Here is a 13,457-nt window from a genome sequence, read left to right on the forward strand (position 1 = left end):
TTTTAATTACTAAATTTGAAAGAAATAACTTCATAACCTGTATAGTATGCCCATAGCACAAGTACCATCTTATATGAAAGCCGTCTATATTTCCTTACTGATTATCATAATTATTTTTTTTATGATAATGGCCAAGGCAATATTAGTCCCTTTGCTTGTTTCAGGCTATATAGCCATGCTTATGACTTCATTTTGCAATCGTCTTGAAAGATGGAAAATTCCAAGATCGCTGAGTGCTTTTATTGCACTGCTTGTCATTATACTAATGGCCTCGGGATTAATTTTCTTTATCGTTTCCCAATTACAGAGTTTTACAAATGATGTGGAAACAAATATGGAAGAAAGCCTGAATAATTTTGCGATTAAAATAAACACAAGTGTCGAAAATTTCATTGGTTATGATATTGGGATGGGAAATGGTTTTCAGATTAAAAAGGTCATGGCGCTTATCCAATCCGAAAACACAAACATCTCTCAATTACTTTTCACAACAATCGGGACCTTATCCAATATCATTCTTTTACCAGTTTTTATCTTTTTCTTACTGATTTATAGAGACCATCTAGCGGTTTTTGTCACGAAAGTATTTGATAAGCAGCGTAACAAAGTACTCATGGAGCATATGATTTCCATGCGAAAAATTGTTCATGCTTATATTGTAGGAGCCGGAAAAGTGATGATTATTTTGGGAATCGTAAATACGGCTGTCTTATTTGCTTTGGGAATCAAACACGCCATTTTTTTCGGAATGATTGCCGGACTATTGAACATTATTCCTTACGTAGGACCTTTTATGGGTGCTTTAATGCCTTTTGCTTATGCATTGATAACCAAGGACAGCTTATTCTATCCTTTTGCAGTTATAGTGGCCTTTACGCTAATCCAGTTTATGGAGGGCAGTTTCCTGACGCCTAAAATTACAGGTGCCAATGTAAATCTGAATGCATTTGTCACTTTTCTGGGATTGCTGATTGGCGGGGCGATATGGGGAGTTGTTGGAATGGTACTGATTATACCGACAATTGCCATATTAAAAAAATTGTTTGAACTAAGTCCAGATACAGAACCTTACGCTTATCTGTTTGGGGAAGAAGACACTAAATGGTTTAAACGACAGAAACCTAAAACAAGTACTTAGCCAGCGTTTCCAAAACTTTCGTAATTTCTTCTCTAGTATTAAAACTGTGAAGGCAAAACCGGAGTCTTTCCTGATTTTCAGGTACGGTTGGCGAAAGGATAGCTCTGACATCAAATCCGTTTTCCTGTAATTTTCCGGCAATCATTTTTACTTTGTCATTGCCCGGGATTATGGCCGATTGTATGGCTGATTTGTTTCTGACAAAAATCGGCTTCAAACCTATACGCTGTTTCTCCTGATTAAAATGCAGGATATTGTTTCGCAACTTTTCAATTTCTGTTTTTTGGGTTTCCAGATTTTTATAGGCAATTAAAATTTCGGCTACAGAATGAGGTGGCAAAGCCGTTGTATAAATAAAGCTTCGGGCAAAATTTACCAGGAAATCTTTTAGCTGTTTAGAGCCTAAAACCGCAGCACCATGTACACCCAATCCTTTTCCAAAAGTCATGATTCTAGCAAAAACCTTATCCTGCACACCCAAATCTTGTATCAACCCACAGCCATCTTCTCCAAAAACACCTAAGGCATGGGCTTCATCAAGAACCAAAAAGCAACCGTGCTGTTCTGTAATCTGAGCAAGCTTTTCCAAATCTGGCGAGTCGCCATCCATAGAAAAAACAGATTCCGTGACGATATAAATCTCTGAATTTTCAGATTTGTATTTTAAAATTAAGGCTTCCAGTTCATCAAGATCATTATGTTCGAATTTAAACGATCGGGCATTAGAAAGTCGAATACCGTCACGTATAGAGGCATGGCTATATTCATCATACAGAATGAAATCAGTGCGTTGCGGAACGGAACTGAAAAACCCTAAATTAGCATCATAGCCAGAATTAAATACTAATGCCGTTTCAGAGTTATGGAAATGGGCAATATGTTCTTCTAATGCTTTATAAAGAGCATGATTGCCTGATAAAAGCCTAGAACCTGTAGCCCCGTTTTGAATTATCGCATGATCCAGAAGATATTGGTGCGTCTCTTGAAAAATTATTCCTGACTTTGAAAACCCCAGATAATCATTAGAAGCAAAATCAATCAGGCCGTTTGGTTCAGGTAGAACTCTAAACGAATTGCTCTGTTGTCTCAGTTCGATTTTTTGCTGTAATGATTTTGGGAATTGTTTCATATCTGGCAAATGTAAGCAACTTTTATACTGTTTAAAAGTCATACGCTTAGGCATTTCTGTACATAAGATAAAAGACTCTCAGGAAGTTTGTTCCTAAAATGCTGCTTACAAAAAATTTCTTTGCGTCTCTGCGCCTTTGCGAGGAATTATTTTCACGCAAAGGCGCAGAGACGCAAAACAAAAATTAAAACAAAAAGCCCGGCGATTGCCGGGCTTTTTTTATTGGAATAAAATCAGACTATTCTACTAGAATATTGATCTTATTATCATTCATTTCTAATGTTCCTGATTCGATCGACAAATGATATCTTTTATCGTTTCCTAAAAAGAACTTGCCTTCTGCTTCTTTTGAAAAATTAAAGCTGTCAGCAGCAATCTTAATATCTCCTTTTGTAAGGATTGAAATAATTGCAGCGTGATGATTCAGCATTTGGAATTCTCCATCAACACCCGGAACTGTAACTGAAGTCACTGTTCCTGAAAATAATTTTGCTTCTGGCGATATAATTTCTAAATACATTTTTTTTTGCTTTAGGCTTTAAGCTTTAGGCTTTAAGCAATTAAAATTAAGCTTCAGCTAACATTTTTTGTCCAGCTTCGATAGCATCTTCGATAGTTCCTTTCAAGTTGAAAGCTGCTTCCGGAAGGTGATCTAATTCACCATCAATGATCATGTTGAATCCTTTGATAGTATCTTTAATATCAACCAAAACTCCTGGAATACCTGTAAACTGCTCTGCTACGTGGAAAGGCTGAGACAAGAAACGTTGAACACGACGAGCTCTTGATACTGCAAGCTTATCTTCTTCAGAAAGCTCTTCCATACCAAGAATCGCAATAATATCTTGCAATTGCTTGTATTTTTGAAGGATCTCTTTTACTCTTTGTGCACAGTTGTAGTGCTCATCACCTAAAATGTGTGGTGTCAAGATTCTTGAAGTAGAATCCAACGGATCCACAGCTGGGTAAATACCTAGCTCGGCAATTTTACGAGACAATACTGTTGTTGCATCCAAGTGGGCAAACGTTGTTGCCGGAGCCGGATCCGTTAAGTCATCCGCAGGAACGTAAACCGCCTGTACAGATGTAATAGATCCTTTATTTGTAGATGTGATACGCTCTTGCATCGCACCCATTTCTGTTGCTAATGTTGGTTGGTAACCTACCGCAGAAGGCATACGCCCTAAAAGTGCTGATACCTCAGAACCTGCTTGTGTAAAACGGAAGATGTTGTCAACGAAGAAAAGAACGTCTTTTCCTTGATCTGAACCAGCTCCGTCACGGAAATACTCAGCGATTGAAAGACCAGAAAGTGCTACACGAGCACGAGCTCCTGGTGGCTCATTCATCTGACCGAAAACGAAAGTTGCTTTAGACTCTCTCATTCCTGGCTTATCAACTTTAGACAAGTCCCATCCTCCATTTTCCATAGAGTGCATGAACTCCTCACCATATTTGATAATTCCTGACTCCAACATCTCACGAAGTAAGTCATTTCCTTCACGTGTTCTTTCACCTACTCCAGCGAATACTGAAAGTCCACCGTGACCTTTTGCAATATTGTTAATCAACTCCTGAATCAATACTGTTTTACCAACACCGGCACCACCAAATAATCCAATTTTTCCTCCTTTTGCATAAGGCTCGATCAAATCGATTACTTTGATACCTGTGAATAAAACTTCAGAAGATGTAGATAAATCTTCAAATCTTGGTGCCTGACGGTGGATAGACAATCCGTTATCACCATCTTTTGGCAAATCTCCCAAACCGTCGATAGCATCTCCGATTACGTTGAATAAACGACCGTAAACATCTGGACCTACCGGCATTTTGATTGGGTTTCCTGTACCAACAACTTCATAGCCTCTGCTTAAACCATCTGTAGAGTCCATAGAGATTGTACGAACAGTGTTTTCTCCAATGTGAGACTGCACTTCAAGTACTAGTAGTGTACCGTCTTTTTTAGTGATTTCTAATGAATCATAAATTTTTGGAAGTTCAACATCCTTTCCGTTGAAAACTACGTCAACTACTGGACCAATGATTTGAGCAACTTTTCCTATTACTTTTGACATTACTTATGTATTTATTAAATAGCTATTTAGGTTTATGAAAAACACCTCTTTTTTCAGAGCGCAAAGATAGTTTTTAAAATGAAAATTTAATAATGTTTTTATAAAAAAATACGAAAAAAATATAGAATTGTCTGTTTAATGAATGTTACGGCAATAAGTATTCAGAATTCTAAAAACAAAAAAAGCCATTGTACTTTCGCACAATGGCTTTTATATTTTACAAATTTATTTTAGTTCAGCGTTTGCGGATATTGGATTTGGTAATTTCCAGGGTTAACTTCCGGTATCGAAGATCCATATGTCGCCTCTATAGCCTTAAGAAACTGGTTTGCAATATAAGCATAACCTCTTGCTGATGGATGGATTCCATCTAAAGAAAAAGTTCCTCCGGTAATATAGCTTGCTGTCATATGATAGTTTCCAAAACGGATTCCTCCATTAAGCAGTTGTGCCATTATCGCTTTTGTATCTACAAGCGCCAAGCCTTTGGCAGTAGCCACGTTTTGGATTGTAGTATTGTACGCATCTGTAGCTACCTTTATATCTGCTACCTCAGCATTGGTTAACACAGCTCCGTCTTGCAGCGGATATGTAACTCCCACTGTATTGAAAGGAGCCGGCACACCAGCCTGAGTTGTTCCAATAAGAGCTCTTGTTGGCAAAAGTATATAATCAACAAAAGGAGCTGGTGTCGTTACTTTTTTCGAATGACGAGCTCTTCCATATAAATTCCCTACGAAACCTGCTGTTGTTGCTCCTAATACCGGAGTCAGTGCACTTGTTATAGGAGCAGCTAGATTTGGCAAAGTTTCATCGATAATAAGTAATGGATTTGTAGCCTCAACAGTTGCAGGATTACCATCATCAGCAGTCAACACACTAAATCTGGCAGGCATATTGCCCGCTGCAGCAATTTGGTTGATCGCTCCAAAAATCTGATTTAACTGTGCCGCATTAGCTGGCGGTAAAGCAGGAACCGGATTATAAGGAACTGTAGTGAAATAAGGAAGCGTATTAATATAAGGAAGGTTTGCCACCACTCCTTTTGCACCGTTTGCGGTTAATGTATTCACCAAATTATTGTACACACTTTCAAAAACTGCCGGATCGGTAATATCATTTGATCCATACGTTGCAGGATTTGGATTCCCGGTTTGGTTAACCCCAACACCTCCTGAACTCGCATAACCCAATACATCATTTCCTCCAATCCATAATGAGAAGAAAGTCGGACTTTGGGCAATGGCATCAGCAATAACCGAAGTAGCCGGTGTAGATGCAAATCTTACAAAGTATGGATTTGAAGTAGGCGGAGTCGTTGCCAAACCTCCCGGATTTCCATAACCAGGAGTTATTAAGTGAAAACTTTTTGCCCCCGGAACACCCAAATTATTGAATGGCCCTGTTAAATGGGCAAAAACTTCTGTTGTTGGAGGCCCTGTCACAGGCTGAACGTTAGGCGTAGAAGCATTCAGGAACCCTCGAAGATAAATTCTTGGCCCAAACGAAGGGTTTGGAGCTCCACCAAATAGCAATCCACCAATATTATCATTCATATAAGGAATTGCAAATGCACCACCCCCAACTAATTGAAATTGCTGCGCAAGTATATTAGTGTATCCATTTTCCTGACCTTTTTTAAACAGTGCATTATCACTATATCCAGCCGCAAAGGAATCACCTAAAGCGATATATTTTGAAAAATCGGCTGATCCCGGCGAAACAGGAACTTCTCCTCCTGTAGAATCCGAGTCGTCATCTGAACAGGCAATGCTTAAGCTCAACGAAACTAAAAGCAGCCATTTGAAATTTTTTATCATAATTATATTTTTATAACGTTAGCCTTAATTTTTTTAAGGATTGATAATCCAAGAAACTAAATACTGCTGTCCGATTCGTCCAGCTCCAATTACCTGAAGGTAGTCGTTTCCGAAAAGGTTCGATGCACTTACTTTAAATACCGATTTCATAGCCGGAACAGCATAATTTATCTGAGCGTCAAAGACTGTCACAGACGGAATCATACCGTCAGCAAAAGAAGATTGCCATAAATATTCATCACTCCATCTTGCATTAAGATTGAATCCAAAATTCTTGAATAGGTTTTGGTTTCCAAGAGAAGCTTTCACTCTATGTCTTGGCGTATTGAAACCTGCTATAAAAGAAGGATCTTTTGCCTGGTCAAAATCAAACTGAGCATGGTTGTAATTGATTCCAAATTCAAAATCTTTGTAGATTTTTTTAGACAATCCAACACCAAAACCAAAAGAAGTTACATTTTCAGTAGTGTTAGTATATACCTGGTATACTCTACGATCTCCATTAGACAATGCTTGCAAACCTAGAAGGACATTCTGGTCAGACAAATCAGAACCAACTGTTCCATAATATGGACGGATGACACGAGAAGTACTCATGAAATCATTATAAATATTATAGTAAGCATTCAAATCAACAGCAATACCATCATTAGTAACCGACTTGTATCCAACTTCAAATGCTTTTACCTGCTCTGGTTTTACTAGTTTAACATTCACAATTTCCAAATCTGCCGGATTTTGTGACAATGCAAATGCCTGAACTGAAGGCACTGAATATACATTAGAATTATAAGCATCTCTACCTGACAAAGTAACGGTAGCTGGAGCTCCTAAAGCCTGACCAGCAGCACTTACGTTCATAGTTTCTACATAACGATCTAGGTTATCTTCAGCAGAACCTACCAACGCGAATGGCCCTAAATCCAATCCGATGTACTGATCCTGAGTTGTTGGATTCCTGAAACCTGTCTGGAACGATACTCTGAAATTGTGATTCTTTCTTTCTCCCGCAGAATATACGAAAGAAACTCTTGGAGAATACTGCCCTTCAAAATTCTGAGATTTGTCATAACGAATCGAACCTGTAAATTTCAAACGGTCGTCCATGAATTTCTTTTGAACTTGAGTATAGATACCATACTCATCATATCTGATTGGCCCATCAAAATCCGTAAAGATTGTTCCTTGAGAATCTAATTTGTAGCTTCTAAATGAACCTCCTAATTGGATCTCTGCAAATTGTATAATTTCTTTGAAGTTGTAGTTTCCATCTACATGGTATAATTGCGACTGATCGATAAATTTCGCACCTTTAGTAAGATCCGGATTTTGGATTACCGTTGCCAATGCATTTTTAAACTCTGGCGATCCCGGCATGTATCTTGGCCCACCTGTTGGTCCACTACCAAATTGAGGCAGTCCCTGTAAAGCATTTGGCAATTGGTTATAATCAGCATATTGTCTTGCGATTCCAGCTGCCTCTGTTGTAGTTGCTCCCATAACAGCACTTGACAATTGGTAAGCCGTTGCATAATTAGTAAACCACTCCTGATCGGATTTCCATGCTCTGTTAACGTTCCACGCTGCAAAACGCATATCATAAGAATTACCAGCATCTTCCGTAGTCATATAGGCTCTAACAAAGAAGTTTCTGTTTTTAACTTCTAGTTTGCTTTGCTGCATGATAAAGTCTTCCAATCTATATCTGTTAGCTCCTTGATAAATTGTACTTCCGATACCTACTTTGTGTTGCAGAATTATCTCGAAGTCATCTTTCATCGGTTTAAAGTGTAATGAGAAATCTGCTTTTACGCTTTCGATTGAGTTATCATTGATATCTTCTTCATAATAACCCGTTCTGCTCACTTGTCCAACATTTGGAATAAACGTAGTTACCTCATCACCATAAATATTCAAACCGTCATAGTTTTGATTCACTCCGTGACCAAGACCTCCATTTGTCATACTTCTTTCATCACCTGCAATCCACTCCGTAGCTTTTAAGTATGTGAAATTGGCTTTAGCTGCAAAATAATCGGAAAATTTATGGGCTAGACGAATACCAAAATCATAGTAGTCATTTGTCCCTGCCAATTTTTGGTTAGTCTTACCATATCTTGCATAAACGCTTATTCCTTCATAATCAAAAGGGCTTTTACTATTCATGAACAAGATTCCGTTAAACGCATTCGCTCCATACAATGCTGAAGATGCTCCTGGAAGCAATTCAACGCTTTGCACATCAAGTTCAGAAAGACCAATCAAGTTTCCTAAAACAAAGTTCAAAGCTGGCGAGGAGTTATCCATCCCATCAACTAACTGCATGAAACGAGTATTGGCAACTGTAGCAAATCCTCTGGTGTTGATCGATTTGAACGACAAGCTGCTGGTGTTGAAATGCACCTCTTTCAGGTTTTCCAAACCATCATAGAAAGTTGCCGAAGAGGTATTTTTGACATCCTTGATTCCCATTCTTTCAATGGTCACCGGGGATTCTAAAATTCTTTCGGGTGTTCTAGAAGCCGATACTACTATCTCATCAAGATTAATATCCTGATTCAAAAGCTGAACCTCTAATTTTTGTCCTAATGTCTTAACTTCGATAGCTTGCGGTGCATAACCAACGCTCGAAATCTCGACCATGTACGGGGGTTGTTTTGTTGGCTTGAGAAGAAACTTCCCTTCAACATCCGTCACCGTGGATGTCGACTCTCCAACTACCTTAACGCTTACTCCGGGAAGTGGCTGACTGGTCTCATCAGTAACGACTCCTGAAATTGAATTCTGGGCAAAGGCTGCTCCACAGAAAAGCAATGACAAAATAATAAGATACACTCTCATGGTTTGAATTTGTTAGTTTATATAGCCAAATTACAAATAAATTTAATATGCATGCATGGTATCAATAAAAAAAGCGAGAAAATTTCTCGCTTTTGATAATATTTTATATAAAAATTTGACTATTCCACAGTTACAGATTTTGCCAAATTTCGTGGTTGGTCCACATTACAGCCTCTCATTACAGCTATATGATATGACAATAACTGCAAAGGAATGGTTGTCAACAAAGGCGTCAATGCTTCTGCTGTATCAGGAATTTCGATAACGTGGTCAGCTAATTTCTTAACCTGAGTATCTCCTTTTGTAACTACCGCTATAATCTTACCGCTTCGTGATTTAATTTCCTGAATATTGCTAACTACTTTATCATAATGTCCTTGTTTTGGAGCTATGACAATAACCGGCATTTTTTCATCAATCAAAGCAATTGGTCCATGCTTCATTTCCGCAGCTGGATAACCTTCAGCGTGGATATAAGATATTTCTTTTAGTTTTAGAGCTCCTTCTAATGCTACCGGAAAATTATAACCTCTTCCCAGGTAAAGACAATTAGGAGCGTCTTTATAAATAGAAGCAATAGTCTTGGCAATATCGTTTGTAGCCAACGCTTCTGCTACTTTTTCAGGAATAGCTTCCAATTCTTGAAGATATCTATGGAAATCTGAGTTCGACATCGTTCCTTTTGCTTTAGCAAGACGAAGCGATATCATTGTCAGGATCGTAATCTGGGTTGTAAATGCTTTTGTAGAAGCAACTCCAATTTCAGGCCCAGCATGGGTATAGGCACCAGCATGCGTTTCACGTGAAATTGACGAACCTACCACATTACAAACTCCAAAAACAAAAGCTCCTTTTTCTTTTGCTAGTTTGATTGCTGCAAGCGTATCTGCTGTTTCTCCAGATTGAGAAATCGCAATGACCACATCTTTTGGATTGATAATTGGGTTTCTATATCTGAATTCAGATGCATATTCTACTTCAACAGGAATTCTTGCAAATTCTTCAAAAATATATTCAGCAACTAATCCGGCATGCCATGAAGTTCCACAAGCTACAATAATGATTCTTTCTGCATTGAGGAATTTTTCAATATTATCTTCAATACCGGCCATCTGAACAATTCCTTTGTTTGCCAAAAGTCTTCCTCTGTAAGTATCCTTGATTACATTTGGCTGCTCATAGATTTCCTTCAACATAAAGTGCTCATAGCCTCCTTTTTCAATCTGCTCAAGATTCATTTGCAATTCCTGAATATACGGATCTACCAATGAATCGTCTTTAATTTTTCGTACCTTGATTGATTTATTTTTTCTGACAATAGCCATTTCTTCATCTTCCAGATAAATGGCATTGGCTGTATATTCTATAAATGGAGAAGCGTCAGAGGCAATAAAAAATTCCTCTTCGCCAATTCCTATTGCCAAAGGACTTCCTAAACGGGCAACAACAATTTCATCAGGCTTCTTTACATCAAAAACAGCAATCGCATATGCTCCTACTACCTGATTCAAGGCAATCTGAACTGCTTTACCTAATTTTAGATTATCTTTTTTCTGTACGTCTTCAATAAGATTTACCAATACTTCAGTATCCGTATCCGATTTAAAAACATACCCTCTTTTAATCAGCTCTTTCTTTAACGGCTCATAGTTTTCTATAATTCCGTTATGAATGATTACCAGATCTCCTGAATTAGAAAGATGCGGATGCGAATTCACATCATTTGGAACACCGTGAGTAGCCCAACGCGTGTGCCCAATTCCTATATTTCCGTTACGGCTAATTTCTTTTGCTTTTTCTTCAAGATCAGAAACCTTGCCTTTGGTTTTAGCTACTTTCATAGATTCGCCATCATAAAGCATGATTCCAGCGCTATCGTAACCTCTATATTCTAATCTTTTTAATCCTTTAATAATTATAGGATAGGCATCCCTATGACCTATATATCCAACGATTCCACACATAATTCCTTCGTATTAGTTAGGCTTAGTATAATAAATTTCAAGCTTTAGTCGCTTGTTTTCGTTTGCTGGCACCGGAACAGTTCCATAAAGCACAGTTCCAAGTGGATCTATCACTGAAGAAAGAGGCACTTTAGTAAATGCCGATTGTGGTGTTCTTAGTGATAGGCTGGTCGATTTTGTAATATCTTCTGTAACGGCAACACCGAGTCGCACATTTGTAGAGTCTTTAAACAGGACATTTTTGATATGTTCCGTAATCCTTACTTTATATTTGATTACTCTTCTATTTACATCACTGGAACTGCCCGTTAGCTTTGCCATTCCATCAAAAATTCTTTTCCCATACTTAGGTTTTGCCCCATTAGACGAAAGATCAAAAAGATAGTCGGTTAACGGACGGTTATCTTTTGCATTATATACGTATATCCTTTTGGGTTCAACATTATTTTGCATGGCAGGCTGGTCAGCATAAAATACCAGATTAGCCTCATTTATAAGCCAATTCCCTGAAATTGCCTGTGCTCGCAATGTTTCCAATTCTTGAGAATTTCCTCCTCCAAATAAATCAATCATCGCAACAGAGCCATTGCCTCCTCTCAGGTAAAGCTTCTGATCTCCTGTAACAGGATTCGACACCAAATTATCATAAGGCTGGCTTGTACCAGTTGGAGTATAATCCAATAAACTTACCGTATTTCCTTTTAAATTAAGAACAAGTGTTTTTTCCTGAACGCCATCATCAACTTCTTCACCATTTACAATTTTTATTTTCTTGTCTTCATAAGTCATGGTTATTGTTCCGCTGGAAAAATTAAGCATTGCCATTGAGCTTCCGGCAACCTCTTCTACTTGAAAATAAAGACCTCTGAAATGATTTTTAAAGACGTTATTGTTAACTAAATTGCTACTTCCAGCAATAATCTTATCATAAAAGAACTGTTTGTTCAAATCAAGCCTCATGCCAGGAATTTCTCTTATAGTCTTTCCATCCACCCTAGTTACACGTTCCTCTGGACTAAAAACAAAAAACTCATTCTGCTCCGTAAAATCAGAATCATTTAATTGCTGTCCTTTAGCATTATTAAAAACTGCGTTCTGATCAGAATAGAATTTCTGAGCATCAGTAAAACTACTATTAGGATCAAAATCTCTCAAATAGTATCCGTTCTCATACACTTTAAGTCTTAATTTGTTTTCTATGTTTCCATATACTGAATCCAACTCATACGTATTACTCCCATCGCTTTTAGTCTCGATATGGGTAGAATAATAAGGGATATTTAAGACGACAGATTTTATCTTATCTACCGTAGGCACTTCTCTAAAAGTAGGATTCTCAGTCTTTAATTCTACCTGCGTAACAAAATTGGCTGTAGTTTTTCCAAAAAGGCCATTATCAAACACTCCCAATGGGTTTATGGGAAGGTTATTTGATTGCACTGCATTCGTTTTCTGGCTAAAAGCTACTATTGACGCCTCATCGTTTTTTATAAACCCAAAATGGTCATTGTCGTCTACAATGTCAGCACCTATAGAATTGTATTCGCTATCACACGAAATCACAAAACCGGTACCCACGATAAGAAAAAGAAGCTTCTTAAAAGTCGAATTATTAAGCATATTTTTTTTGAATGTTTTTTTATAAAACTTGATTTCTATAGAAATTAGTATAAGCTTCTGCAAACTTATCTTTCGTGGCGAAAGGTAAAAAAGGTTTTCCCGATGATTCTATAAATTTTGTTAAACTTGAAGAAAGGTCTTCTGAAGCTATTATGACTGCATCTGAGTGCATTACAGAAGCTTTGATTACGTTTTCGTAGTTAGGCTCTACCAGATATTCTATAGACTCATTTGGGATTCCGTCAAAGGCTACCTTTTTCATCATCTCCATATCAAGGTTGCCATCAAAGCCTTGGCTATAAACAGAAGTTACTATTTTTGTTTCAGAAAACAAGGCCTCATCTTTATAATAGTGCTTCATATAAATAGGAAGCATTCCAGCTAACCAACCGTGCACATGGATGATATCAGGCACCCAATTCAGTTTTTTCACTGTTTCCACGACTCCTTTTGCAAAAAAGATGGCTCTTTCGTCATTGTCCGGATATAATACTCCTTCTTCGTCTGTAAAAGTTGCCTTGCGTTTAAAATATTCATCGTTATCGATGAAATAAACCTGGATTCTTTCTTTTGGTATAGAGGCTACTTTAATAATTAGCGGCATGTCTAAATCATTTACCACTAAATTCATCCCCGAAAGTCTTATAACTTCGTGTAGCTGATGCCTTCTCTCATTTATGTTTCCATAACGTGGCATAAAAATCCTAATCTGTCCTCCCTGATCATTAATCATTTTCGGAACGTCATACGACATTATAGACACTTCATTTTCAGCCAAATAAGGCACTACCTCAGATGATACATACAATATCCTCTTATCCTCCATATTGTTTTGAACTTTTATTTATTGCATATAAAAACATGCAA

At 37.7% G+C, this 13,457-nt stretch carries 9 protein-coding genes; 1 reads left to right on the forward strand and 8 read right to left on the reverse strand.

What is annotated here, in order from left to right; genetic code table 11:
• The first annotated feature begins 46 nt into the window (after nt 1-46).
• On the forward strand, nt 47-1,138 hold the full coding sequence (locus tag FJA49_RS10905) for an AI-2E family transporter (protein ID WP_140000948.1): 1,092 nt from the start codon (nt 47-49) through the stop codon (nt 1,136-1,138).
• Here FJA49_RS10905 and FJA49_RS10910 read toward each other — a convergent pair.
• From FJA49_RS10910 to FJA49_RS10945, 8 genes are all read right to left on the reverse strand, one after another.
• Entirely contained in the window at nt 1,122-2,267 is a 1,146-nt protein-coding gene (locus FJA49_RS10910) for an aminotransferase class I/II-fold pyridoxal phosphate-dependent enzyme (RefSeq protein ID WP_140000949.1), read from the reverse strand. The two genes, FJA49_RS10905 and FJA49_RS10910, sit on opposite strands and share 17 nt — an antisense overlap.
• A gap of 238 nt (nt 2,268-2,505) precedes the next feature.
• Nucleotides 2,506-2,787, reverse strand: a complete 282-nt coding sequence (locus FJA49_RS10915; protein ID WP_140000950.1) for a FoF1 ATP synthase subunit delta/epsilon — start codon at nt 2,785-2,787, stop codon at nt 2,506-2,508.
• 46 nt (nt 2,788-2,833) lie between these two features.
• The gene (atpD, locus tag FJA49_RS10920; RefSeq protein WP_140000951.1) at nt 2,834-4,345 is read right to left on the reverse strand and encodes a F0F1 ATP synthase subunit beta; all 1,512 of its coding nucleotides are present in this window, start codon (nt 4,343-4,345) and stop codon (nt 2,834-2,836) included.
• A 230-nt stretch (nt 4,346-4,575) separates the two neighbouring features.
• Entirely contained in the window at nt 4,576-6,165 is a 1,590-nt protein-coding gene (locus tag FJA49_RS10925; RefSeq protein WP_140000952.1) for an SGNH/GDSL hydrolase family protein, read from the reverse strand.
• 33 nt (nt 6,166-6,198) lie between these two features.
• Entirely contained in the window at nt 6,199-9,006 is a 2,808-nt protein-coding gene (locus FJA49_RS10930; protein WP_140000953.1) for a carboxypeptidase-like regulatory domain-containing protein, read from the reverse strand.
• Between the two features lie 119 nt (nt 9,007-9,125).
• Nucleotides 9,126-10,970 carry a glutamine--fructose-6-phosphate transaminase (isomerizing) gene (gene glmS / locus FJA49_RS10935; RefSeq protein WP_140000954.1) on the reverse strand — a complete coding sequence of 615 codons (1,845 nt, stop codon included), beginning with the start codon at nt 10,968-10,970 and terminating at the stop codon, nt 9,126-9,128.
• 12 nt (nt 10,971-10,982) lie between these two features.
• On the reverse strand, nt 10,983-12,590 hold the full coding sequence (locus FJA49_RS10940) for a DUF4270 domain-containing protein (protein WP_140000955.1): 1,608 nt from the start codon (nt 12,588-12,590) through the stop codon (nt 10,983-10,985).
• 19 nt (nt 12,591-12,609) lie between these two features.
• Entirely contained in the window at nt 12,610-13,416 is an 807-nt protein-coding gene (locus FJA49_RS10945; protein ID WP_140000956.1) for a glycogen/starch synthase, read from the reverse strand.
• Nucleotides 13,417-13,457 lie beyond the last annotated feature (41 nt).

This window comes from Flavobacterium microcysteis (genome assembly GCF_006385255.1).
Lineage (GTDB): Bacteria > Bacteroidota > Bacteroidia > Flavobacteriales > Flavobacteriaceae > Flavobacterium > Flavobacterium microcysteis.

Coding starts and splice junctions, on each gene's coding strand:
- FJA49_RS10905 (WP_140000948.1), top strand. CDS start 47: ATGCCCATAGCACAAGTACCATCTTATATGAAAGCCGTCTATATTTCC.
- FJA49_RS10945 (WP_140000956.1), bottom strand. CDS start 13,416: ATGGAGGATAAGAGGATATTGTATGTATCATCTGAGGTAGTGCCTTAT.
- FJA49_RS10940 (WP_140000955.1), bottom strand. CDS start 12,590: ATGCTTAATAATTCGACTTTTAAGAAGCTTCTTTTTCTTATCGTGGGT.
- FJA49_RS10925 (WP_140000952.1), bottom strand. CDS start 6,165: ATGATAAAAAATTTCAAATGGCTGCTTTTAGTTTCGTTGAGCTTAAGC.
- FJA49_RS10930 (WP_140000953.1), bottom strand. CDS start 9,006: ATGAGAGTGTATCTTATTATTTTGTCATTGCTTTTCTGTGGAGCAGCC.
- atpD (WP_140000951.1), bottom strand. CDS start 4,345: ATGTCAAAAGTAATAGGAAAAGTTGCTCAAATCATTGGTCCAGTAGTT.
- FJA49_RS10915 (WP_140000950.1), bottom strand. CDS start 2,787: ATGTATTTAGAAATTATATCGCCAGAAGCAAAATTATTTTCAGGAACA.
- FJA49_RS10910 (WP_140000949.1), bottom strand. CDS start 2,267: ATGAAACAATTCCCAAAATCATTACAGCAAAAAATCGAACTGAGACAA.
- glmS (WP_140000954.1), bottom strand. CDS start 10,970: ATGTGTGGAATCGTTGGATATATAGGTCATAGGGATGCCTATCCTATA.